Raw genomic sequence first — 25,423 nt, 5'->3', positions numbered from 1 at the left:
ATGAAAGTAAGAAAAGCTATTATTCCCGCAGCAGGACTTGGAACCAGATTCTTGCCTGCAACAAAAGCAATGCCTAAAGAAATGCTTCCAATTGTAGACAAGCCAACGATTCAATATATTATTGAAGAAGCAATCGAGTCAGGCATTGAAGATATTATTATCGTCACAGGTAAAGGAAAAAGAGCAATTGAAGATCATTTTGACCACTCATTTGAATTAGAGCAAAACTTATTAGAGAAGGGCAAGTACGAGTTGCTAAGTGAAGTGCAAAAATCTTCAAAGTTAGTTGATATTCACTATATACGCCAAAAAGAACCTAAAGGACTTGGACATGCAATCTGGTGTGCTCGCAAGTTTATTGGAAACGAACCATTTGCTGTACTTTTAGGTGATGACATTGTCCAGGCTGAAAAACCTTGCCTTAAACAAATGATTGAACAATATGAACGATACAATGCGTCAATACTTGGTGTCCAACAAGTTCAACATGAAGAGGTATCTAGATATGGAATTGTTGATGCTAATATTATTAGTGATCGCTTTTATAGTGTAAACAGTTTGGTGGAAAAGCCTAAAGTGAAGGAAGCGCCATCTAACTTAGCAATTATGGGACGTTATATTCTAAACCCTAGAGTTTTCGACATTTTATCCAAACAAGAGCCGGGATCAGGAGGAGAAATTCAACTGACAGATGCAATTGCAAGCTTAAATAAACATGAAGCAGTATATGCCTACGATTTTGAGGGAGTTCGGTATGACGTTGGAGAAAAAATAGGCTTTATCCAGACGACAATAGACTTTGCATTACAACGAGAGGAATTACGGGCTCAATTGTTAGAGTATCTTTCTTCAGTTCTAGATAAAGAATTAGTTAAATAAAAGACAGAGCGGGAGTCAAAGATGAAAAATAAGGTATTGTTTTGTGCAACGGTTGATTATCATTTTAAGGCTTTTCATATCCCATATTTAGAGTGGTTTAAAAAACAAGGCTGGGAAGTTCATGTTGCTGCATCAGGCAACATTGAACTTCCCTTTGTTGATAAGAAATTTAGTATTCCTGTTCACCGATCACCTTTTAAGAAACAGAATTTAACAGCATATAAACAACTAGCTTCTATTATAAATAAAAACGAGTATAAAGTAATTCATTGCCATACACCAATGGGAGGGGTGCTCACTCGTTTAGCAGCAATAAAATCTCGAAAAACTGGAACGAAGGTACTGTACACAGCACATGGATTTCACTTTTGTAAGGGAGCCCCTTTACAGAACTGGATGTTATACTATCCGATTGAAAAGGTACTCGCTTCTATTACGGACTGTTTAATCACAATTAATGAAGAAGATTATAACATAGCATCACAAAATTTTAGCACCAAAAAAATTGAGCTTGTCCATGGGGTTGGGGTAAATGTGGAATCATTTTTCCAGGCACCATGTGGTGAAAAGATTTCCTTGAGAAATGAGATGGACTTTAGCAATGAAGATTTTATACTCTTTTATGCTGCTGAATTTAACAAAAATAAAAATCAAAGTCTATTAATAAAAGCCTTAGCAGAAGTAAAGGGGAGAATCCCTCATGTGAAACTAGTACTGGCAGGGGATGGTCCATTAATAAATGCGTGTAAAACTTTAGCAAGACAGTATGGTGTTTTTGAAATGGTTAGATTTCTAGGATTTAAAGAGGATATTAAGCCATTTTTAAAAATATCAGATCTGGCCGTAGCTTCAAGTTTAAGAGAAGGATTGCCAGTAAACATAATTGAGGCGATGTCTTGTGGCCTTCCTGTTATAGCTACTAAAAACCGAGGCCACTTTGAACTAGTACTTGATAAAGTTAATGGCTATATAGTTCCCCCACAAGACTACAAATTATTTGGTGTTAAGATTCAAGAATTATATCAATCGGAAAAATTACGCGAGCAAATGGGATACGAAAGTAAGAAGAGAGTACAAAAATATTCTTTAAATGCTGTAGGTAAAGAATTAAGCAGGATTTACTCAATGTATATGGGGGAAAGCAATGAAGCCGATAGTAAGTATAATCGTTCCTATATATAATGCAGAAGATTACCTAGAGAGATGTTTGGATAGCCTATTAGCACAAACATTAAAAGAGATAGAGATAATTACAATCAATGATGGGTCCACTGATTCAAGTTCAAATATCTTAAAAAGATATTCCAGTGAAGATAGCCGTATTAAAGTGATTGAAAAGGATAATGGTGGGGTTTCTTCAGCAAGAAACGAAGGGATTCTCTCTGCATCTGGTAATTATATAGGATTTGTTGATCCAGATGATTGGGTTGAATTTGAAATGTATGAAAAGATGCAACAAATCGCAGTAAACGAAAAAGCAGATATAGTTATGTGTTCATATATTCGTGAATTCAAAAACTATTCCAAAGAAAAAAATTTTAATCTCCCTCAGAAAGTTAAGTATGAAAGAGAAGAAGTGAAAAATTTCGTATTAAGGAGATTGATTGGCCCCTTAGATACGGAAGTTGCAAATCCAGATTTATTGGATTCCTGGGGAACGGTATGGTCAAAACTATACAAAGCCGATTTAATAAAAGAAAACAATATTAGATTTGAAGACTTAAGTAATATTGGGACAAATGAGGACTCTTTATTTAATATTGTAGCCACATCTTATGCAAGTTCTTTCGTCTTCATAAATAGTCCTTTTTATCATTATTGGAGAGAAAATATAGAATCAATAACTTCCAGATACAAGCCAAATTTATTAAATCAGTGGTTTTTACTTTATGATACGATTGAAGAATTAATTGAAAAAAATCAAATGGATAATGACTACTATTTAGCTTTAAACAACCGAATATGTCTAAATACTCTAGGTTTTGGATTTAATACAATTAGCAAAGACAATAATCATTCAGCCATTAAAAAAATAATGAAAATACATAACATGTTAAACGATAAACGAATTAGACAATCCTTTATGAAATTTGAATTGACCTATTTTCCGATCATTTGGAAAGGGTTTTATTTTTGTGCAAAATATCGATTTTCACTAGGAGTTTACCTAATGTTAATTACTGCTGACAGGTTAAGGAAAATGGGGAGATAGGAGGGAAGACATGCAGCCAATTCGAATACTGCAAGTGGTTACAATAATGAATTGTGGCGGATTGGAAACAATGCTAATGAATTACTATCGAAAAATAGATCGAACGCACATCCAGTTTGATTTTTTGGTTCATAGAGATGAAGAAGGTCATTACGATAAAGAAATAACTGAGCTTGGTGGAAGAATTTTTAGAATGCCACCAATTAAACCAGGTAACTATCGATTGTATTTTAACAAGTTAGATAAATTCTTTGAGGAACATACTGAATATAAAGTTGTACATTCCCATATTAACGAAAACAGTAGTTTTGTTTTAAGAGCTGCTAAGAAGCACGGAGTTCCTGGAAGAATTGCACACAGCCATTTAAGTGATTTAGGCATTGATCTAAAGCTACCATTTAGACTATATGCAAGATATTATTTGAGAGACGCTCCAAATGATTATTTTGCCTGTTCTAAAAAGGCAGGCCAATGGCTTTTTGGAAAAAACTCTAGAGAAATAGAAAAAGTAAAGGTGTTAAACAATGCAGTAAATGTTGAAGAGTTTAAATACTGCGAGAAAACAAGAGCAAGGATAAGGAAAGACCTGGATGCCAAAGATCAACTGGTAATAGGACACATAGGAAGATTTAATAAGCAAAAAAACCATGATTTTTTAATCGAGATTTTCAAAGAGATTCAACAAAAGAAACCAGATGCTATTTTAGTGTTAATCGGAGATGGAAACTTGAGAAAAGATATTGAAAAGAAAGTTGCTATATTAGGCTTATCTTCCAAAGTGCGATTTTTGGGAATAAGAAATAATATTTCAGAGCTTATGCAAGGGATGGACCTCTTTCTTTTTCCTTCATTATTTGAAGGGTTGCCAGTTGTGTTAGTTGAAGCACAGGCAGCTGGATTAAAGTGTGTGGTATCTGAGGCAATTACAAAAGAAAGTGATGTAACAGGAAGAGTAGAATTTTTGAGTTTATACCAGACGGCCAAAGAGTGGGCGGAAAAGGTACTTTCTTCTACTTACGAACATGAAAATACTGCTGAGTTGTTAAAAAAACATGGCTATGATACCAGTAGCATGGCCTACTGGCTCACTGAATATTATACAAATTATTATGTATCCAAAATAAATTAAATCGGAGGTACTAAAATGCCCCCTACTTTGACTATTTTTACACCAACTTATAATCGTGCTTATATCCTCCATCAATGTTATGAAAGTCTAAAAAAGCAAACCTGTAAGGATTTTATTTGGCTAATTATCGATGATGGATCCACTGATAATACTAAAGATTTAGTGGATAAATGGGTTAATGAAAGTGAGATACTTATTAAATATCACTTCCAGGAAAATCAAGGTATGCATGGAGCACATAACACAGCCTATGAACTTATTGATACTGAGCTCAACGTTTGTATTGATTCTGATGATTATATGCCAGAAAATGCGGTAGAAAAGATTCTTACTAAATGGAACGACGAAGGTAGTAACCGATATGCGGGAATAGTAGGTTTAGATGCTAATCATGCTGGAGACATTATAGGTACAAAAATGCCAGATAGCTTGAGGAAATCTACACTATCAAATTTATATGGAAGATATAAGGTAAAAGGTGATAAGAAGCTTGTATACCGATCAGAATTAACTCGAAAAATGCCACCATATCCTTTATATCCCGGAGAGAAATATTGCCCTTTAAGTTATAAATACATTCTGATAGATCAAGAATGTCCCTTGTTAATAATGAACGAAGTGTTCTGTCATGTCGAATACCTGCAGGACGGTTCTAGCATGAATATTATTAAACAATATAAGAAAAACCCAAACGGGTTTTCTTTTTTTAGAAAAGTTGCAATGACACATGCCCCAACTTTTAAAGAAAGATTCCGTGAAGCTATTCACTATGTTTCAAGCAATATTATGATCAGAAATAGACGGTTAATAAGAGAATCTCCTAACAAATTTACTACTATCTTAGCTATGCCATTCGGAATCCTATTATATTTCTATATTATAAACACAGACAAAAAAACAGTCTTAAAAAGCGGCTAATTCTTTAAGGAAGGATTTTAATATGGCAATCATGTGGCTGAACCTTTCTCTAGTATATGTATTTTCTTTTTTTTCAAGATATTTTTCCACTTCTATTGATAGTTATAAAGAAATAAAGCCAAATCGATTATTTGTTTTTCTTGTAATGATTACATTAATCACAGTATCTGGCCTTAGAAATAATATTGGTGATACTTATTTTTATATGCACTCTTACAGCGTAACCACTTTCAATTGGAAGGATATCGACTATACTGGCGACTTTGGTTTCAATATTTTGCAAATGTTGTTACAAAAGATTTCAGATGATCCACAAGTATTAATTCTTACTACTGCTATCATGACTAACTTTTTAATCGTATTTGTCCTTTATCAATATTCAAGGTTTTTCGAATTGAGTATATATGTGTTCATAACTTTAGGGATGTTTACTACTTCCATGAATGGAATAAGACAGTATCTTGCAGCATCAATTGCGTTTATTGCAACAAAATATTTATTAAATGGGAGTTTTACAAAATATACTTTAATAATACTTCTTGCATCAACGATACACCAAAGTGCACTTATACTTTTACCCATTTATTTTTTTGTAAGAAGAGAAGCATGGACAAAAGTCACTTATTTACTTTTATCATCATCTCTCCTGATTGTTATTGGCTTTAATGAGTTTTCAACACTGTTGTTTAATGCATTAGAAGAAACCCAATATGGTCATTACAGTAGTTTTGTTGAAGGTGGAGCAAATAAACTAAGGGTTATGGTTGATGCTGTGCCGGTTTTGATCGCTTATCTTGGAAGACATAAGCTAAGAGAACTTTGGCCTAAGAGTGACATTATTGTCAATATGTCATTGATTTGTTTAATGTTTTCTTTAATTTCTTCTCAGAACTGGATATTTGCAAGGTTCAATATTTATTTTGGATTATATAATTTAATCTTAATATCATGGCTGGTACTACTTTTTAAAGAGAGAGAGCGAAGGTTTGTCTATTATGCAATTTTAGTATGCTACATGATTTATTTTGTTTATGAACATTTAATAGGTTTTGGTGGTCTTGATTATAGAAGTGATTATATAAATCTATAACTAAATGGGGGTGAAATATGGCGGTTCTTGTAATTGGAGGAGCGGGAATACAAAGTAAGTCTACAAGCTTCTGGAAAGAGTATTCCTTCCAAAGTTGTGACCCCTATGCATGGAGATGCAACAATTTGTTATGCAGACCCTACGAAACCTGAATCAGATCTTGGCTGGGAAGCTAAAATGGATATCTTAGAAATGTGTAAGGATTCTTGGAGGTGGCAGGAAGGAAATCCTGATGGTTACAAAACTGAATATAGTACATCGCATGAAATAGAGAATCCTCGCTTAGTAGAAAGCGGGTTTTTTTAAATTGAACCGAAAAGTAAAAAGTTAATAAAGTGAGGAATCAAACATGAATAATAATAATTTTGAAAAGGTAACGCAACAACTACTAACAGAGATTTTAAATGAAATATGCTTGAGGGCCCAGAACTCAGAAACAATAGAAACAAATGATGTAATTAATGAACTGAAAGAGAAATTACAATCTATTTTGAAGATTAGTGACAGTGTGACTGGGAGTTAATGATATGAAAAGGTTTTTGGATTTTCTTCTTTCCCTATTTATATTTATTATTTCAGTTCCCCTCACTGTTACTGTTGGGCTATTAGTAAAGGTGAAGTTAGGATCGCCCATTATATTTAAACAGAAACGCCCGGGTTTATACGGAAAGCCTTTTTATCTTTATAAATTTCGTACAATGACTGACCAGGTTGGTAAGGATGGTAAACTTCTCCCTGATCATCAGAGATTAACACCTTTTGGTAAATTTATTAGGAAGTATAGCTTAGATGAATTGCCACAACTAATAAATGTTATAAAAGGTGATATTAGCCTGGTAGGTCCAAGACCACTATTAATGGAGTACCTACCACTATATACAAAAGAACAGGCAAGGAGGCATGACGTAAAGCCAGGAATCACAGGTTGGGCCCAGGTTAATGGTAGAAATGCGATATCGTGGGAAGATAAATTCAAATTCGATGTTTGGTATGTTGAACATCAAAATCTTCTGATAGATTTAAAAATATTATATTTAACATTTAAAAAAGTATTAAAATCTGAAGGTATAGAACATAAAGACCATGTTTCTATGCCTATCTTCAAAGGGAGTATAAATACTCATGAAAAACACTCAGGTTAACATTTTATTTACCAGTTGTGGTCGAAGAGTGTCATTGATTAGAAAGTTCAAAAAAGTAATGGCCGATAATTCAATTACAGGAAAAGTTTTAACAACTGATATTAAAAGTAATGCCCCAGCAGCCTTTTTTAGTGACAAGCATTACTTAGTTCCAAGAGTAGCAAATGAAAAATATGTAGGAAGAATACTAGAAATTTGTAAACAAGAGAGCATAAATTTAGTAATCCCTTTAATAGATACAGAATTAATGGTTTTTGCAAGTAATAAAAGTTTATTTGAAAAGGAGGGGGTTCAGATTTTAGTATCAAGTAGTAAAGTTATCGAAATAGCTAGTGATAAAATAAAAACTAATCTCTTCTTTATAAAAAATAATATTGATACCCCAAAAGTATATAGTATGCAAGAGTTATCCACACACAAGTATAAGTTTCCTTTATTAATAAAACCACGTGATGGTAGCTCTAGTGAAGGTGTTTTTAAAGTAAATAATGAAAATGAATTGGATTTTTTTGGGGAATACATTCCGAATGCGATGGTCCAAGAATATATTAACGGCACTGAGTATACAGTAGATGTAATGACTGATTTTCAAGGAAATATTAAATCAATTGTTCCTAGACAGCGTATAGAAACTAGAGCTGGTGAAGTAAGCAAAGGGATAACAAAAAAAGATCAGTCTATTATTGATGCAGTAGAGAGGGTTATTAATCTATTGCCAGGACCAAAAGGCTGTATAACTATACAGTGTTTTAAGCAAGAGAATAATGCAATAAAATTTATTGAAATTAATCCCAGATATGGTGGAGGTATCCCCCTTTCAATTGAAGCAGGAGCTAACTTTCCACTATGGACAATTCAATCAGGCCAGGGACAAGTATTTAACGAAAAAGATTTTTCTTGGAAAGAAAATTTAACAATGCTTAGGTTTGATGAAGAAGTTTTTTCAGAGAGGATACAAGATGATAACAGCATTAGTATTTGATCTAGATGATACTTTATATAGAGAAATTGATTATGTTAAGAGTGGATTTAAGGCCGTACATCAATGGTTAGTTGAAAATTATGAGATAAATGAATTTTATATTAGAGCAAAAATTTTGTTTGAATCAGGTGAAACAAAAAATACCTTTAATAAAACACTCGATCAATTGAATATTAGTTACGATAAAGAAATGATAAATAAATTAGTAACAATCTATAGGGAACATGATCCTGATATAAAACTGTTAGAAGATGCAAACTGGGTGTTAACAAATTTAAACAAAAACATCAAGCTAGGTATTATTTCAGATGGTTATGTCAATACACAAAAACGAAAAGTAAACGCATTAAGATTAACAGAAAAATTTGAGTCAATCGTTCTAACTGATACATTTGGAAGGCAACATTGGAAACCCAGTCCATTTCCATATGAGCGAATTAAAGGGAAACTAATGTGTTCACACGATGAGTGTGTTTATGTGGGAGATAACATAACTAAAGATTTTGTTACCGCTAAAAGGTTAGGTTGGAAAACGGTTCAAATTAAACGAGATGATGGTTTATATTCTAATGCTATTTCAGAAGAGAGTTTTCAAGCGCATTACCAAATTAAAGATTTAAGAGAACTCCGTTTTATTGCAGAGTTCAAACATGCCTTTAAATAGTTGAGTAGGAGGAAAAAATGTTGATTAATGACAAAAAAAGAATCTATCTTTCTTCTCCTCATATGAGTGGAAATGAACTCAAATATATTAAGGAAGCCTTTGAAACAAACTGGATTGCTCCTCTAGGCCCCAATGTTGATGCTTTTGAAAAAGAAATAGCAAGATACGTGGGAGTCAATGACGCTGTTGCAGTGAGTTCTGGAACTGCAGCGATTCATTTGGCTCTTTCTTTATTAGATATAAAAAGAGGAGACAAGGTTTTTTGTTCCAGCCTTACCTTTATCGCAAGTGCAAACCCGATCATTTACCAGAATGCTGAACCTGTTTTTATTGACTCAGAACCAGAGACCTGGAACATGTCGCCTCAGGCACTTTCAAAAGCGTTTAAGGAAGCAAAATCAACAGGCAATTTACCAAAAGCAGTCATCGTTGTAAATTTATACGGCCAAAGTGCAAAAATGGAGGAAATATTAACGATATGTGATTACTACAATGTACCTGTAATAGAAGATGCTGCGGAATCACTTGGATCATCTTATAGGGAAAAGCCTAGTGGAACTTTTGGAAAGTTTGGGATCTACTCGTTCAATGGAAATAAAATTATCACCACTTCTGGCGGGGGAATGCTGGTTTCAAATGATGTGGAAGCATTAAAAAGAGCTCGTTTTTTGGCTACACAGGCAAGAGATCCTGCTCCTCATTATCAGCATAGTACTATCGGCTATAATTATAGGTTGAGTAATTTATTAGCTGGTGTAGGTCGAGGTCAATTAGAAGTTTTAGAAGAAAGAGTAGCCGCAAAACGAACCATTTTTCAAAAATATAAACAAGAACTAGCTTTTCTTCCGGGAGTAAAGTTTATGCCTGAATTAGAAAATACAAAGTCAAATAGGTGGCTAACAACCTTAACAATCGATCAAACAGCAGCAAATGTAAGGGTATCTGCAATAATTCAGGATATGGAAAAAGAAAATATTGAGGCACGGCCAGTGTGGAAACCGCTTCATCTACAACCGGTATTTAGACAGTGTCCATATTATTCTCATAGCGAAAAAATTAGTGTTTCAGAAGAATTATTTTCCTCGGGGATTTGTTTACCTTCTGGAACAAATATGTCTACAGAGGAACAAATGAGAGTAATAGATTGTCTTAAAAAGGCCATTACTGCTGTGAGTTTAGCTTGACTTTACAAAGGTATTTATATTCATGAACTTTTGCCCTCTTATAAAATTTTTGCTTTAATAGTGTGTCTCTACAGTCTCTGTAAAGGATAAAATTATAGGAATACATTAGTTTATGATAGCAATTGCTTAAGTCCCTGGAAAGGTTGCCTGGCAATTGAAGCATAATTTAATCCCTCCTTATAACATTATTATGAAAATCATAGAAAGTTATTCGAATATGCTTTTATCAAGGCTGAAGGGTTTTATACTTTCTAATTCCCTTTTTAAAAAGAAATACACAATATAAGGAATAACGAGGTATAAAGGATGATTGGAAAAAACATAATGGAAATCAGGAAAAATAGGGGGTATACATTATCCGAACTCGCAGAAAAAGCTAGAATTTCAAAGTCATATTTAAGTAGCATAGAACGGAACTTAAACCAGAATCCCTCTATCCAGGTATTAGAGAAAATATCATTTGTACTGGATGTTGACCTGAAAACACTACTTTTAACTGGAAATGAACAGGACCAACAAGTTATTGAAAGAGAGTGGCTTGAATTTGTAAAAGACTTAAAAAGTGCCGGAGTTGAAAAAGAACAGATTCAAGAAATTAAAACATTAATTGAATTTATTAAGTGGCAAAATGAAAAGGTTGAGATCGAATAAAATAAAACTTCCATCATTAAGGGAGATCGATAATGGTTAAACAAAATAAGATTCCAAAAATAATTCATTATTGTTGGTTCGGAGGTAAAGAAAAACCTAAAGTAATCCAAAAATGTATCGATAGTTGGAAAAGGCACTTAACAGACTATGAAATTATTGAGTGGAATGAACAAAACTTCGATGTTAATAGTAGTAATTCTTACGTAAGAGAAGCTTATCGTTCTAAAAAATTCGCCTTTGTTAGCGATTTTGTAAGGGTCAAAGCCTTATATAATTACGGGGGGATTTATTTAGATACAGATGTTGAGTTGTTTAAATCCTTTGATGATTTGTTACATCATGAATCGTTCTGGGGGTTTGAACAAGAAAACTTTATTGCGACAAGTACAATAGGAGCCGCTAAAGGAAATAAACTGATAAAGCTATTCCTTGATTCTTATAATAATAAGAACTTCATACAAGAAGATGGAACAATTGACAGTTTTACAAACGTAGCTATCTTATCTGATTTACTTCAAAAATTCGGCTTGAAAAGGAATGGTGAATATCAAGAGTTGTCAGGGATAGGTGCATTTTATCCTCAGACATATTTTTCTCCTTATGATTATATTAATTGCCGAAAGTTCTTAACTAGTAATACGTACGCCATTCATCATTTTTATAAAAGTTGGTTGCCTCCAAAAGCTCGCATAAAAGGATATTTAAAATCTACTCTTTCAAAAATAATTGGCGGGAATAACATTGCAAAGCTAAGAAAGATATATAGATTTAATTAAAGTAGATTGAGGGAGATTAATAATGGTAACTACAATAATAAAAATTATCAAGACCTTAAGAAGAGAAGTTAGGAATCGAGGATTATATATTACACTTATCATGAACTTTTCCCAATTAATAGGATTTATAAGAGGATTGTTCTATAAATTGCTATTTTTTAAAAATATCCGATCTTCCATTTTCTCCCTTCAGTCTAATAGCAAAATTGAAGTTTTTAATAAAATGGCAAGGGTTACAATCGGTGAATTTGCGTTTATACGAAAAAATGCAAGTTTTCGCGTAGATTTGGATGGGGAGCTGATCATTGGGGAAAAAGTATTCATTAATGATAATTGTAATATTAATTGTGTTAAAAAGGTGAGTATTGGAAGAAACACAAAGATAGCTCCTAATGTATGTATAAATGACCATGATCATAATTATAAAAATGAAGGTGATAGTCACCTTATAAAAGGAGAAGTTATTATAGGTGAAAACGTTTGGATAGGTTCGAATGTTGTTATTTTAAAGGATACGGTAATAGGTCATAATGCAGTGATCGCAGCTGGAAGCGTTGTTAAAGGGCATGTTCCCTCTAACACTTTATACTTGAATAAAAGAGAGAGCAAATACATAAGCCATTCTAAGTTAAACGAAGTAAAAAGTAGTTAATTGAGAGGGTTGCTATGAAAAAGGATATACTAATTTCAGTTTATGATATGGAAATCGGCGGTATTGAAAGAAGTTTGGTTAATATGCTTGAGAGTTTTGATTATGATTCTTATAATATTGATCTTTTAATTTTCAACCATTCAGGAGAGTTTTTAAGTTTAATACCAGATCAGGTAAATGTTCTACCTCAAATAAAGCAGTATTCTTTTTTTCGGAAACCAATTGTTGAATGTGTAAAAGAAAAGCAATATTCAACTGCATTTGTAAGATTAGCAAGCAAATATATAGCTAATGCCAAATCTAAATTTCTCAAATTAGAGGAAGGTTCTGGATATATTCAGATGCAGCTATCATTAAAATATTCCACTTATTTTTTACCCAAGCAAAGTAAACTGTATGATATTGCAATAAGCTATGCATGGCCCCATGATATTTTGGCATATAAGGTAAATGCAAAGATGAAGATTGCCTGGATTCATACGGATTATGGCAAACTAGAAATTGATAACAAACTCGATCTTAATGTATGGAATAAATTTGATTATATTGCTTCTATCTCAGATGAGGTAACAGAATCTTTTTTACACACATATCCTTCTCTTAAATACAAGGTGTTCCAAATGGAGAACATTAACTCGCCAGAATTTATAAAAAAGATGGCAAGTGAAGAGGTTTACTATAAACATGATAGCGAATCATTTAATCTATTATCCGTTGGCAGATTGTCATATGTAAAAGGTTTTGATATAGCTATTAAAGCGTTAAGAAACCTACATGAACAAGGTTATCAAAATATAAAATGGTTTGTCATTGGCTATGGTGGTTATGAAACTGAACTTCGAAAGCTAATTGAAGAGTATCAACTGAAAGAAAGCTTTATTTTGCTAGGAAAAAAAACAAATCCCTATCCCTACATGAAAAACTGTGATTTATATGTTCAGCCATCAAGATATGAAGGGAAAGCTGTTACAGTAACAGAGGCAAAGATATTAGGAAAACCTGTCTTAATAACAAACTATCCAACAGCCAGGAGTCAGGTTCAGGATGGGATAGATGGTTTAATCTGTGATTTAAGTATTGAAGGACTGTCAAGAGGAATTAAAAGATTAATGTTAGAAAATGAACTGCGAAGTAATTTAATAGATGGAACAGCAAAGAAGAATTACAGCAATCAGGATGAATTAATAAAATTATACAAGGTATTCGGAAGTTAACCCTTTTTTCTATGAAACTTATTCATAAAGAAAAGGGATTTTTTGGTTAAGGAGCAAGTTATATGAGAACAAAGGTAAGTGTAATCATACCAGTCTTTAATAGTGAGAAATATATCGCTCAATGTATCGAGGCACTTATAAACCAAACTTTAGAACAATGTGAATTTATTTTTGTAAATGATGGATCAAACGATAAGAGTAAAAACATTATTGAAAACTATTGTAAGAAGGACAAACGTATAATCCTTATTAATCAGGAAAACCAGGGAGTTAGTACAGCTAGGAATAGTGGATTAGATATTGCGTCTGGAGATTATGTTGGTTTTGTTGACTCAGATGATTTTGTGGAAAGGGATATGTACAGTTTTCTATATGAAAAAGTAATGGAAAATGATTGTGATGTAATCCTTTGTAATTTTCAAAGCGATAATGAAGAAAGAACGACCACTACAAGATATCCTTTCAGAGTAAATGAAAAGTTAGATTCGGATTATATTGAGGAAGAGTTATTACCTTATTTTCTAAAAGCTGATAATTGTAATACCGTATGCAACAAGCTATATAAAAATAAATTAATTACAGAACAGAATATAAGGTTTCCTGTTGGTGTTCCACTTGGTGAAGATGGAATGTTTAATATGATTTATTTTAGTCACGCAAGATCAGCAAGGTATATCGACTATACAGGGTATCATTACCGTGATGTTTTAGGGAGTGCAACTAAAAATATATTAGAAAAGGACTATTTCCAAAGAGCTGAAGAAGTGTATCTCGCAAAGTTACCAGAAATAGTGACAGAAAAGTATAACGAAACCAAGATTAAAGAATATAAATCTCATAAGTTAATCAGGAATGTTATGTCTTTTATCCACCTGTATTTTTATTCTACACAGGAACTAACCTTTAGAAAAAGGTATAACTATGTGAAGCGTATGGTAAATAGCGAACATGTAAAAGAAGCATTGTCGATGCAGTACCATAGTCTTTATAAAACAGTAGGTAGGTATGAACGGTTTCTCCTGGACATGATCAAGAGAAAATCAATTGCCGGACTTTATTGTGTAACCGCTTATAGTAGATTTCGAAATAAATACGGAGGTTAGTGAGATGAATATCTTAATGTTTTTTCATGGAGGAAGTCAAAACAGAGGGTGTGAAGCAATTGTTCGTGCTTCAACAAAAATTATAAAAGAAAGGATGCCAGGGGCGAAGGTTCATCTTGTCTCAGGTAGGCCAGAATCTGACAAAATAATAACTCAATTAGATGGAATTTATGATGGCTCCGATTCTACTATTGAAAAGTTTTCTTATGACTGGTTGATCTCTTCCTTTAAGGTAAAAGTCTTTAACGATGAGTCTTTTGCTCTTGGCAAGATCCATAGCAATGTTATAAAACATATCAAAAATGCAGATGTATGCTTGTCCATTGGAGGAGATAATTATTGTTATGGAGAGCAGCCTGGCTGGTATGAAATCCATAAAAGGGTAAAAGCCCTTGGGAAAAAGTTAATATTGTGGGGATGTTCGATTGGTGAAGAAGACATGTCTGCTAGGAAACTTGAAGATTTGAAGTTATTTGATTTAATTCTGGCTCGCGAAACCCTAACATTTGAGATGTTAATAGAGAAAGGGCTAACTAATGTAGAATTGTGTGCGGATTCAGCTTTTACGCTTGAAAAGGAAGAGTTAAAGTTGCCAGAAGGTTGGCAGGAAGATAATACAGTTGGTCTTAACTTCAGCCCATTGGTTTACAAGAAAAATAAGGATTCTAAGTCAGCTGTTAGAAATCTTATTTTGCATATTCTTAATACCACAGATATGACAATTGCTCTTACTCCACATGTCATCGATCAGGGGAATAATGATTTTGAAATTCTTCATAGTTTTTATGAAGAATTTAAAGATACAGGAAGAGTAATAATGCTTCCTGATAATTTAAATTCAACTCAGTATAAGGGTTATATAGCCAGGATGAGGTTTTTTATAGGAGCAAGAACACATGCTACCATAGCGGCTTATTCAAGTTGTGTTCCAACAATGGTATTGGGATATAGTGTGAAATCTAAAGGCATTTCAAAAGATATTTTTGGGGAACAAAAGCTAGTATTAAATATAGAAGAAATTTCTAACAGTAACAAATTAAAAGATAAGTTTGGGAAGATGTTTAACGAAGAAGAGGCTATTAGACAAAAGCTTCGGCAATCCATACCACAAATACAAAAAAAGTCTTATCAAGCAGTCAATCATTTAGAAAATTTATTTGCAAGAGTCTGAGGTGTTTTATGAAAAAAAATTTGCTGTTTGTGATGCCTGGTTTGTCAGCAGGTGGAGGAGAGAAGAGCTTGGTCAGCTTATTAGCTCAAATTGATTTTAAAAAGTATAATGTTGATCTATTTCTTTTTAATCATGAAGGTATTTTTATGGAATACCTTCCGAAAGAAGTTAATTTATTATCGTTACCAGAATCATATGAATTATTTTCAGCTCCATTACTACAATCAGTCAATAAATTATTACTGAACGGAAAACCATTACTTGCGATCAATCGTTTGAGATATTTTCTTGCAAATAGAATAAAAGAAAATATCTCTGAGAGAGAGCAAATCAGCTGGAAGTATCTCTCAAGTTCTCTTGAAAATATCAATAAGAAATATGATATGGCAATAGGTTTTTTAGAAAAGTCATCCACCTACTTTTGTGTAGATCATGTGAATGCAACCAAAAAAATAGGTTGGGTTCATATCGATTATGATAATTTAGGAATGAACCCAGAGTTTGACCTGATCTATTTTGAAAAATTAAATAATATAATCACTGTTTCAGAAGAATGTGCAAGTATCCTAAAAAAGAGGTTTCCGACTCAAAAAGAAAAAGTTGAAGTGATTTATAATATAGTGTCTCCAATAATGATAAATAAAATGGCCCAAGAAAAAGATGAAGATCTATATAATAGGAAAAAAGATGAAACAGTTATACTTTCAATTGGTAGGTTACACTATCAAAAAGGATACGAATTAGCGATCGAAGCTTGCAAGATTCTAATCAATAAAGGATATAACATAAAATGGAATGTGATCGGTGAAGGAGAAGAAAGAAATAAACTATCTAAATTAATAAAAGAAAATAAACTAGATGATCATTTTAGATTATTAGGACTAAACCCCAATCCTTATCCATATATTCAACAAGCTGATATTTATGCACAGACCTCTCGATTCGAAGGGAAATCTATTGCGATAGATGAGGCTAAAATATTAAATAAACCAATAGTTGTAACAAATTTTAGTACTGCAAAAGATCAAATTGAGGACGGTAAGAACGGTTTAATTGTCAATATGGATCCAAACGGAATAGCAGAGGGGATTGAACGTTTAATAAACAATGTAACCTTGAAACAAAACTTAATTCAAAATTTATCTAGTTTAAAATTAGGCACTGAAGACGAAATAAAGAAGTTATATAAAATTTGTGATTAGGTGATACACAATGAAAAAAAAGGTCCTGTTTGTTATGAATAGCTTAAATTGTGGTGGGGCTGAGAAGTCATTAATTTCTTTATTAGAGACTATTGATTATACAAAATTTGAAGTAGATTTATATTTATTCAAACATCAAGGAATATTTCTGAGAAAGTTACCAAAACAAGTTAATTTACTGAAAGAGCCGGAAGAGTTTAAATATTTTGATATGCCAATAAAAAAGGCTATATACTGTTGTGTAAAGAACAGAAGATTAAATATCGTAATCTCAAGAATTCAAGCAGGCTATATCTTTAGGAATGAAATAAATAGAGCAAGGTGCGATCAAAGAGTTTGGAAATATATTTCTGGCTCTTTAAATAATCTTAATAAGAAATACCATGTTGCCATCGGTTATTTAGAACGGTCCCCTATTTATTTTATTATTAATAAAGTAAAAGCTGATAAAAAAATCGGGTGGATTCACACAAATTATTCAAACTCAGGCATGGATAAAAAAATTGATAATTCTTATTTTCAGGAATTGAACCATATAGTTACCGTCTCTCAAGAATGTAAGCGGTCTCTAGTAACACATTTTCCAAGTTACTCTCATAAAGTCAAAGTTATAAATAATATAGTTTCTTCACATATAGTTCAATCGCTCTCAAAGGAAGAATTATATGATAATTATGAAACGGATGATAATACAATAAATATAGTAACAGTAGCAAGATTATGCCAAGTCAAAGGTATAGATATGGCAATAGAAGCTTGCAAAATATTAATTAATCGTGGCTATAAAATAAGATGGCGTGTTTTGGGAACTGGAACCCCAGAAGAAAATGAAAGTTATAAAAGTATGATAAAAAAGAATAATCTTCAGAATGAATTTACACTTTTAGGTGTCAAAGATAACCCTTATCCATATATCAAAAAAGCTGATATCTATGTACAACCTTCCAGATTTGAAGGTAAATCTATAGCTGTTGAGGAAGCCAAGATCCTCCATAAACCTATTGTTGTAACAAATTTTACTACTGCTAAGGACCAGGTTGATAATATGGAAAATGGATTGATTGTTAATATGGACTATGTATCTATTGCAGATGGTATACAACGGATAATTAAAGAAGAAAATTTAAAAAATAAATTTATAGTTAACTTATCTAACGAACATCTTGGAAATGAAAATGAAGTAGAAAAATTATATAAATTAATTTAAAAGGTAGGAATAGACAAGAAAATCTCCCTATCTTTTTTATTTTGCAAGAAATGGAGGTAAGGGGTATGTTAAATCCAATAATGAGACTCCTAAAAGCACTTATGAGAAACAAATCGCTTGAAGAATTAACTGTTGAAGCTTGTATTCAAAGAGGGATGAAAGTGGGGGAAAACTGTCATGGTTTGACCAGTAGTACTATTGATTATGCACACTGCTGGCTGATAGAGATAGGGGATAATGTTACTTTTGCTCCGCAGGTTTATTTGTTAGCTCATGATGCTAGTACAAAGAGGGAGCTTGATTACACAAAGATTGCAAAAATAAAAATTGATGACAACGTATTTATAGGAGCACGGGCTCTTATAATGCCAGGAGTAACAATAGGAAAGAAATCTATAGTAGCTGCTGGTAGTATAGTAACAAAGTCTGTTCCTGAAGGATCAGTGGTAGGGGGAAATCCAGCTAGAGTCTTAGCAAAGACTGAAGAATATTTAGAGAAGCATAGATATAACATGGCAAAATCAAAAATTTATGATGATAGTTGGACTATAGGACAAAACATAACCCCGGCTATGTGTAATGAAATGTCAAAAGATTTGGATAATGGATTGGGATATGTTAAATAAGGCAAGGTTGAAAGGATGCTGACTTTAATGATAGTTGAAGTATTTATATATTTTTTATTTATGTCTGTATTAATAGTTGTTGTAACAGACATATTGCCTATAATGAATAATTGGATTGGCAGGATTCATATTGGTAGATATAATGACGAACTTTTATGGAATAATTCTATTACGAACAGAGCAACCAGTTGGTTATTAAAAACGCCAAAAATAAAAGTAACGGATAACTCAAGGTTAATAATAATTGATATGTTTAAAGGTAACTATACTAAAAGTACTATCCAGCACTGGCAGAAAGCATCGCTCTTATTAGGTTTAATCGAATATTTGAAAACTAATAGAGATAAAGAAATCGAAAATCAAATTAACATTTTCTTAGAAAAGCATTTTAATCAAAAAGGACAATGGATTGAAAAACCAAAACATATAGATTCTGCTATTCTAGCCTATGCAATTATGAAGTTAGACTTTATAGATATTGATAAATATAAAAGTGCATTGGATTATATTTGGGAACTAATAAATGATCATATAGGTAATGATGGTACAGTAGAATATAGGAAATTCATGGAAAATTATCGGTATATTGATACTATTGGGTTTATATGTCCTTTTTTATCAACTTATGGGATTAAATATAATAAAGAAGATTGTATTAACTTAGCTCTTAAGCAAATTGAAGAATATGAGAAGTATGGAATGCTAAAAGATAATGGAATACCATGTCATGTTTATGATATTAATTCTAAAGTACCTCTGGGTTTATTTGGGTGGGGTAGAGGATTAGGGTGGTTTGCTATTGGTCTTATAGACACATGGAATGAATTGAAAGGGAGCAAAAAATATAATGTGAAACTTGAGGATAGTATAAAAAATTTCGCTAAAGTAGTCATTAAATATCAACAGCCAAATGGAGGATGGAACTGGACTGTAACTAGGAGCGAATGTAGAACTGACTCTTCCTCTACTGCAACATTGGGATGGTTTTTATTAAACGCTGCCCAATTAAAGGGAGTTTCTTCTGATTGTTTAGAAAGTAGCGACAAAGCTATAAGGTACTTGATGGGTGTTACACGGAAATCAGGATCTGTTGATTTTTCCCAAGGAGACACAAAAGATATAGGGGTTTATTCTTCTTCATTTAACATTTTGCCTTTTACTCAAGGATTTTGTATAAGAAGTATAAATTTAAGAGTATTGAGTGAGTTACAAAGTAAAAGGGTTTCATAATGAACTATATGAAGAGGGAGGATAAAATGGAGATTACCGTATTCACCCCAACTTATAATAGAGGATATATTTTAGAAAAACTATATAACTCTTTGAAGACACAAACATTTCAAGATTTTGAATGGTTAATTATCGATGATGGCTCGACTGACAATACGGAAAATCTAGTTAATCGCTGGAAAGAAGAAAGAAATAAATTTCAAATAAGATTCTTGAAGGTAAGTAATGGAGGGAAACACAGAGCAATAAATAAAGCAACAGATCTCGCCACTGGAAGATTGTTCTTTATAGTAGACTCTGATGACAAATTAACCGATGATGCGCTTGAAAAAGTTATTTTTTGGGAGCAAACAATAGGAGAAAGTGGGAAATTCTGTGGCGTTTCTGGGAACAAAGGGAAAAATAAAAATGATATTTATGGGACTACTTTTAAGGGTGAATATATTGATGCTTCATCCCTTGAACGTAACAATCATAATATAACAGGAGACAAAGCAGAAGTTTTTTATACAAAAATATTAAAAAATTATAAATTTGATGAATTTGAAAATGAAAAATTTATAACGGAAGCAACTGTTTGGGATAGAATGGCAAATGATGGTTATAAGTTAAGATGGTTTAATGAAACGATTTATTTATGCGAATACCTTGATGATGGTTTAACTAATAATATGAAGGAAGTGTTTGGAAAAAATCCTAAAGGAACAGCATGCTATATTAAACAGCAAATAAAATTCTATAATTATAATCTTCGCGGTAGATTATCAAATTACAATTTATATTACGAGTATGTAAAACCTTATATTAATATAAAGGACAGTGCAAAACATTTAGAGATACAACCAATTGTTTTATTAATGTCAATACTTATAGTGTATTTTAAAAAAAGATTATTCAATGATTGAGATAATTACGGGAGTTAACTGTAAGTGTTTCAACAGGGTTAAACATCATGTTTACTACTCAAAATTTATTATAAAGGAGTAGATTGTATCATAAACGCTTACTTTAATATCATGTCTTGGAGGTTCCGCATAATATCTATCCCAACAACCTCTGAAATATCGGCGTCATTTTTTTAAATTAAGGAGAGTAAACGTTCATACTTTCAGGATTAATAAAATCGTCAGCATCATAAAATTCGCTTTGTTATATTTTGGATTTATCCACAAATGTATAAGTTAATATTACTTGTTTCTAAAAGAAAAAATTCTTACCTGTAGAGTAATATAATCTTTTATTATGTATACAATTAGCAGTAATATTTTAAACTTAATATAGCGTTAACAGAAAGGAAGTAATTTTTAAAATTCGGGATATTTCCCAAGTGGGGGGAGACTAATTTATAAGGACTTTGAAATTATAATAGTTCTATTACTTTGTTCTTTATTGAAAACGTTATGTGTTGGTGTTGAAAGGTCTTATAATAAAAATGAAACACTAATAAAAGGTCTATGGATTTATTAGTATAAAAAAAGGTTGTAAAGGTGGTACAGTGAACAGGAAAAACTTTTCTTGAGGGATATAAAGTACATAGGGGTGTATTCTATGCTTTTTAAAAATTTACCTTTTACACAGGATTTCAATAGTAGACTTGTAAATCTATATAAAGAATGTAGATCTGATTAACTATGCGAATTAAACATTCTTTAATCAATATATCTGCAGGATTAGGAAACCAACTGATAATAACAGCTTTAAGCTTTATTTCTAGAACTGTTTTTATTACTTACTTAGGAATAGAATATTTAGGGATTAATGGACTGTTTGCAAATATTCTTGGAATGCTCGCTCTAGCAGAAGCTGGGATTGGTTCAAGTATAATGTACAGTCTTTATAAACCAGTTGCAGAAAATGATAAAGACAAAATAAAAGCGTTAATGAAGCTATATAAAAATGCCTATCTAATTATAGCTGGAGTAGTACTACTATTGGGATTAATTGTTGTGCCTTTTCTTGGATTTATTGTAAATGATACAAAAGTTGAAAACGTGCTGCTGATTTACTTGATATTTCTAATTAATACAATTGCTCCTTATTTTTTTATTTATAAACACTCCTTTTTAAATGTCTGTCAAAGAAATTATATTGTTACAATTGTCTTTTCAGTTTCATCTATTATTTTAACTGGGATAAGAATTGCCATATTAGTGTATACACAAAACTATTTTATATATTTAGTAATAGAAAGTATTATAACCATTTTGACTTCACTTATCCTTTCTATCAAGGTAGATAGAATGTATCCCTTCTTAAAAGAAAAAGTTACAACCCAGTTAGACAACGAGACAAAAGGCAGTATCATAAAAAATGTAAAAGCAATAATATTACAGAATATTGGATCCTACTTAATTTTTGGAACAGATAGTATTATTATTTCTTCTTTTGTCAGTGTGGCAGCTGTTGGTTTGTATTCAAATTATAAAATGCTTATAGAAATTTGTAGAACGTTTGCTAATCAAATCTTTAGTAATTTATATCATAGTGTTGGTAACCTGGTTGCCAAGGAAAGCATAGAAAAAATATATAGTGTATATAAAGCAATGTGGTTATTGAATTTTTGGCTTTATTCATTTTTTTCTATTTCCTTGTTAATAATTTTAGATCCTTTCATTACTCTGTGGATTGGATCAGAATTTTTATTGGATAAAAATGTTTTATTCATCCTCATGTTTCTTTTTTTGGAAAGAGGGATGAGAAATTCGATTACTACAATGAAGACAACCTCAGGCATCTTCCATCAGGATAGGTGGGCACCTTTGCTCCAAGCAGCTATTAATCTGGTTTTCTCGATAATATTAGTTCAATATATAGGAATTGCAGGTGTATTTCTTGGAACTCTTGTAAGTACCTTACTAGTTCCATTTTGGCTTACACCAGTTCTTGTTTATAGAAAAGTATTTAAAACATCAGTAGCTCATTACTTTACTAGGTATTTTCTTTATTTAGTTGTGGCCGTAGGTGCATACTATTGTACAAATTTTCTATGCAGTTTTGTACCGGAAGCAGGTCTAGGAAGTATAGCTTTAAAAGTAGTCATCTGTATTTTGATTCCTAATATAATCTATTTAACTGTTTTTTATAAATCATCTGAGTTTATCTACTTATTCGGAGTTCTAAAAGGGTTGTTAGGTAGATTTAATTCTAGGATATTAGTTAATAGAAAGGTTAATTATTAAGATGATTTCTTCTCTCTTTATTTATTTTTTCTAATTATGATAAGGGATTTTTATGACCATAATGATTAATAAAGAATAACAATAGGAGAGAAGAGATGGGATATAAAAATAAATTATTATTGTTTTGTTTAGTTACATTTTGCTGCTTAATATTTGTTTCTTTTAATGTTGCTAATGGAGATGGAATTGCGAATGGTAAAATCTATACTTTAGAACTTGATCGCTGGAAGGTTAGTAACAAAGGGAATAACGCCTTGGAAACCACAAAAGGAATAAATCAAGCACTCCAATGGGCAAAAGAACAGGGCTACACTACGTTTTATGTTCCTGCTGGCATCTATCTAATAGATAAGGAAAGCAGAATAAACATGGTTAACGATATTACTTTTGAACTTGATAAAGAAGCCATTCTACAAAAAGAAGCAAACGGTAAAGAACGGTATGAATTACTATATATTGGACCTGGTACAAAAAATGTTACTTTAAAGGGTGGAACTTATAGGGGTGACAAAGATGTACATGATTATTTTAAGAAGGATTCACCTTATACCTCGGGAACACACGAAGGCGGTTATGGAATTTTAGCTAATGGCGCAATTAACCTAAACATAGATGATGTAAAAGCAGAAAACTTTACTGGTGATGGGCTTTGCATAGGAGCTTCAGCTACTATGATAGACGAATTATACAAGGGTGACTTTGAATCGGGCTCAATAGCTTCTAACGGAGCGCTGATACCCAATAACAATAAAATCAGATCAAAATTCTCCCTTGAAAAAATGATGACTAATGAACAAAGCACATTTGTGATTGATCATGTACAAAATCTTTCAAGCAGTGAATATGATGTTTTTTTCTATAAAAAAAATGGTACATTTCTTTCCCGGCTCAGTGCTCAAAAAGTTACTAACAGTACCATTACAATTCCAAAAGAAGCAAACTATATATATTTAGTTTTTGATGAAACAACTACTGACAAGTTATACATAGAACTTTGGAACAAAGTGATTACAGAAAAGGTAACTGTTAAAAATTCAGAGTTTGCCTTTAACCGCAGACAAGGAATCACGGTTGGTGGAGCAAAAGATGTATTAATAATCAACAATATAATTCATGATACAAAAGGCGCAGCTCCTCAGTCAGGAATTGATGTAGAAGCAGGTTTTTTTCAGAATAAAGATATTGTTATTAAGGATAACAAGTTTTATAATAATGCTGCTTATGATGTTATTTTATTTGATGGAAAAGATGCTATTGTTGAAGGGAATATTATGGGTTCTAAAGGAGCAATTGGGCTTGCAATATCTGAGCCCTTTACAGGAGCCTTAGTAAAAAATAATCATTTTGATAGGACCAGAATCATGGCATACCATGATGCAACATTTATTGGAAACAAAATAAATGACTCCTTAACATATTTCACAGGACCTAACATAAAAATTGAGGATATGGTCTTCACGGATGCATTATTTTCGATTAGCAGTAAAGATCCATTCGGAGTAACAGCTTCAAATATAACCATACAAAATAATAATAAGAAAAAAGATTCGGGATTATCTATATGGGGAAAACCAGTTCATCTTAAAAACATAACTATTATTGGCCAGCCAGCATTCCGAGCAATCAGTGGAGGAGTAGAAGGGGGCAGTATTTTTGAAAATCTAAAAATAACCGGCTATAATCCCGAAACTGGACTAGACCTTCCAAGAGGCACATATAATAATTGCGAGTTTGTGGCAGCAAAAGGTGGAAAAGATGGCCCTAAGATAAACCTTGCTGGAAAATATGAGTTCAATAATTGTTCGTTTAAAAATTATGCCATAGGTCTTCATATAGGACATAAGGATGCAATAGTAACGATAGAGAACTCTGATTTCCAAGTAATGGGGGATGCTGTCGGTATCTCAGCTCAAGCTGCAAACAAAGTAGAGATAGTAAACAATTTTATTACAGCCAATGGCTTAACAAGAAAAGATATACCTTTGATAAAAGTTAATAATTACTGGCAAAAAGAGAGGAATTATGATGTTGCAGAAGTACTTATAAAAGAAAATACCATTATATCTAACCTGGATGAGGCGATAGGGATTTCTACAATTTATTCAGGAATTAATGCTCCTGTAAGCAACGGTGCTAAAATCCCTAATAACAACGGTTTCAAATTCCCCAATAATAACGGATAATCATTTCTATATATTACTGATTTGGAGTG

Annotated in this window: 25 protein-coding genes; all 25 read left to right on the top strand. The window is 32.2% G+C overall.

All coding sequences use genetic code 11. The features are described 5' to 3' along the window. The 25 genes from galU (at position 1) to FCL54_RS18320 (ending at position 25,394) form a co-directional block, all read left to right on the top strand. The gene (gene galU / locus FCL54_RS18435; protein ID WP_138128406.1) at positions 1-879 is read left to right on the top strand and encodes a UTP--glucose-1-phosphate uridylyltransferase GalU; all 879 of its coding nucleotides are present in this window, start codon (positions 1-3) and stop codon (positions 877-879) included. A 21-nt stretch (positions 880-900) separates the two neighbouring features. Beyond that, positions 901-2,061: a glycosyltransferase family 4 protein gene (locus FCL54_RS18430; protein ID WP_138128405.1), complete on the top strand. Its 1,161-nt coding sequence runs from the start codon at positions 901-903 to the stop codon at positions 2,059-2,061. Continuing rightward, complete coding sequence (locus FCL54_RS18425) at positions 2,024-3,091, top strand: glycosyltransferase (protein ID WP_138128404.1); 1,068 nt, start codon at positions 2,024-2,026, stop codon at positions 3,089-3,091. Before FCL54_RS18430 ends, FCL54_RS18425 begins: the two co-directional genes overlap by 38 nt. 10 nt (positions 3,092-3,101) lie before the next feature. After that, positions 3,102-4,220 (top strand): glycosyltransferase family 1 protein, encoded by a 1,119-nt coding sequence (locus FCL54_RS18420; RefSeq protein ID WP_138128403.1) that lies wholly within the window; start codon positions 3,102-3,104, stop codon positions 4,218-4,220. Positions 4,221-4,235: 15 nt separating this feature from the next. Then, the gene (locus FCL54_RS18415) at positions 4,236-5,138 is read left to right on the top strand and encodes a glycosyltransferase family 2 protein (RefSeq protein WP_138128402.1); all 903 of its coding nucleotides are present in this window, start codon (positions 4,236-4,238) and stop codon (positions 5,136-5,138) included. 22 nt (positions 5,139-5,160) lie between these two features. Then, positions 5,161-6,228 (top strand): EpsG family protein, encoded by a 1,068-nt coding sequence (locus FCL54_RS18410; RefSeq protein ID WP_138128401.1) that lies wholly within the window; start codon positions 5,161-5,163, stop codon positions 6,226-6,228. Positions 6,229-6,261: 33 nt separating this feature from the next. After that, positions 6,262-6,534, top strand: a complete 273-nt coding sequence (locus FCL54_RS18405) for a hypothetical protein (protein WP_138128400.1) — start codon at positions 6,262-6,264, stop codon at positions 6,532-6,534. Between the two features lie 43 nt (positions 6,535-6,577). Beyond that, on the top strand, positions 6,578-6,751 hold the full coding sequence (locus tag FCL54_RS24125; protein WP_171016918.1) for a YwzD family small protein: 174 nt from the start codon (positions 6,578-6,580) through the stop codon (positions 6,749-6,751). 4 nt (positions 6,752-6,755) lie between these two features. Next, entirely contained in the window at positions 6,756-7,370 is a 615-nt protein-coding gene (locus tag FCL54_RS18400; protein WP_138128399.1) for a sugar transferase, read from the top strand. Next, positions 7,351-8,352, top strand: a complete 1,002-nt coding sequence (locus FCL54_RS18395) for an ATP-grasp domain-containing protein (RefSeq protein ID WP_138128398.1) — start codon at positions 7,351-7,353, stop codon at positions 8,350-8,352. Before FCL54_RS18400 ends, FCL54_RS18395 begins: the two co-directional genes overlap by 20 nt. Continuing rightward, positions 8,330-9,016 carry an HAD family hydrolase gene (locus FCL54_RS18390; protein WP_138128397.1) on the top strand — a complete coding sequence of 229 codons (687 nt, stop codon included), beginning with the start codon at positions 8,330-8,332 and terminating at the stop codon, positions 9,014-9,016. Before FCL54_RS18395 ends, FCL54_RS18390 begins: the two co-directional genes overlap by 23 nt. 17 nt (positions 9,017-9,033) lie before the next feature. Beyond that, positions 9,034-10,200 carry an aminotransferase class I/II-fold pyridoxal phosphate-dependent enzyme gene (locus FCL54_RS18385; RefSeq protein WP_138128396.1) on the top strand — a complete coding sequence of 389 codons (1,167 nt, stop codon included), beginning with the start codon at positions 9,034-9,036 and terminating at the stop codon, positions 10,198-10,200. A gap of 306 nt (positions 10,201-10,506) precedes the next feature. Then, a complete protein-coding gene (locus FCL54_RS18380; protein ID WP_138128395.1) occupies positions 10,507-10,851 on the top strand; it encodes a helix-turn-helix domain-containing protein in 345 nt (114 codons plus the stop codon). A gap of 32 nt (positions 10,852-10,883) precedes the next feature. Further along, complete coding sequence (locus FCL54_RS18375) at positions 10,884-11,627, top strand: glycosyltransferase family 32 protein (RefSeq protein ID WP_138128394.1); 744 nt, start codon at positions 10,884-10,886, stop codon at positions 11,625-11,627. 22 nt (positions 11,628-11,649) lie between these two features. Beyond that, complete coding sequence (locus FCL54_RS18370; protein ID WP_246055340.1) at positions 11,650-12,279, top strand: acyltransferase; 630 nt, start codon at positions 11,650-11,652, stop codon at positions 12,277-12,279. 14 nt (positions 12,280-12,293) lie between these two features. Further along, the gene (locus tag FCL54_RS18365) at positions 12,294-13,493 is read left to right on the top strand and encodes a glycosyltransferase (RefSeq protein ID WP_138128393.1); all 1,200 of its coding nucleotides are present in this window, start codon (positions 12,294-12,296) and stop codon (positions 13,491-13,493) included. A gap of 62 nt (positions 13,494-13,555) precedes the next feature. Beyond that, positions 13,556-14,596 carry a glycosyltransferase gene (locus tag FCL54_RS18360; protein WP_138128392.1) on the top strand — a complete coding sequence of 347 codons (1,041 nt, stop codon included), beginning with the start codon at positions 13,556-13,558 and terminating at the stop codon, positions 14,594-14,596. 4 nt (positions 14,597-14,600) lie between these two features. Beyond that, a complete protein-coding gene (locus tag FCL54_RS18355) occupies positions 14,601-15,767 on the top strand; it encodes a polysaccharide pyruvyl transferase family protein (RefSeq protein ID WP_138128391.1) in 1,167 nt (388 codons plus the stop codon). Positions 15,768-15,775: 8 nt separating this feature from the next. Continuing rightward, a complete protein-coding gene (locus tag FCL54_RS18350) occupies positions 15,776-16,969 on the top strand; it encodes a glycosyltransferase (protein WP_138128390.1) in 1,194 nt (397 codons plus the stop codon). 10 nt (positions 16,970-16,979) lie between these two features. Next, positions 16,980-18,176: a glycosyltransferase gene (locus tag FCL54_RS18345; protein WP_138128389.1), complete on the top strand. Its 1,197-nt coding sequence runs from the start codon at positions 16,980-16,982 to the stop codon at positions 18,174-18,176. 65 nt (positions 18,177-18,241) lie between these two features. Further along, positions 18,242-18,802, top strand: a complete 561-nt coding sequence (locus FCL54_RS18340; protein ID WP_138128388.1) for an acyltransferase — start codon at positions 18,242-18,244, stop codon at positions 18,800-18,802. A gap of 27 nt (positions 18,803-18,829) precedes the next feature. Continuing rightward, a complete protein-coding gene (locus FCL54_RS18335) occupies positions 18,830-20,032 on the top strand; it encodes a glycoside hydrolase family 88 protein (protein WP_138128387.1) in 1,203 nt (400 codons plus the stop codon). Between the two features lie 26 nt (positions 20,033-20,058). Then, on the top strand, positions 20,059-20,937 hold the full coding sequence (locus FCL54_RS18330; RefSeq protein ID WP_138128386.1) for a glycosyltransferase family 2 protein: 879 nt from the start codon (positions 20,059-20,061) through the stop codon (positions 20,935-20,937). 726 nt (positions 20,938-21,663) lie between these two features. Further along, a complete protein-coding gene (locus FCL54_RS18325) occupies positions 21,664-23,211 on the top strand; it encodes a lipopolysaccharide biosynthesis protein (protein ID WP_138128385.1) in 1,548 nt (515 codons plus the stop codon). Between the two features lie 95 nt (positions 23,212-23,306). Further along, a complete protein-coding gene (locus FCL54_RS18320; RefSeq protein ID WP_138128384.1) occupies positions 23,307-25,394 on the top strand; it encodes a right-handed parallel beta-helix repeat-containing protein in 2,088 nt (695 codons plus the stop codon). Positions 25,395-25,423 lie beyond the last annotated feature (29 nt).

The organism is Exobacillus caeni, from assembly GCF_005747095.1.
GTDB classification, from domain to species: Bacteria; Bacillota; Bacilli; order Bacillales; family Guptibacillaceae; genus Exobacillus; species Exobacillus caeni.
This window is presented reverse-complemented; position numbering and strand designations above follow the sequence as displayed.